Here is a 240-nt window from a genome sequence, read left to right as displayed (position 1 = left end):
CCTGTTCGCTGAAGATCGCCACCAGGACATTGGCCCCGGTCACTTCGCGCTTGCCGGAACTCTGCACGTGGAACACCGCACGCTGCAGGACGCGCTGGAAGCCCAGCGTCGGCTGGGTTTCGCGCTCGTCGTCGTGCTGCGGGATCAGCGGCGTGGTGGAATCGATGAATTCCTGCAGGTCGCGCCGCAGCTTGTCCAGGTTGGCACCGCACGCACGCAATACCGTTGCCGCCGCCTCAT

1 protein-coding gene is annotated in these 240 nt (G+C 65.4%); it reads right to left on the bottom strand.

Annotation, left to right across the window (positions count from 1 at the left end; translation table 11 throughout):
- Nucleotides 1-240: Clp protease N-terminal domain-containing protein (locus HMPREF0072_RS11655; RefSeq protein ID WP_004830922.1), on the bottom strand; the 240-nt coding region annotated here is incomplete at both ends.

Origin of the sequence: Anaerococcus lactolyticus ATCC 51172 (genome assembly GCF_000156575.1) — a bacterium.
GTDB classification, from domain to species: Bacteria; Bacillota; Clostridia; order Tissierellales; family Peptoniphilaceae; genus Anaerococcus; species Anaerococcus lactolyticus.
The sequence above is the reverse complement of the archived record's forward strand: the minus strand, read 5'-3'. Positions and strand labels throughout refer to the sequence as shown.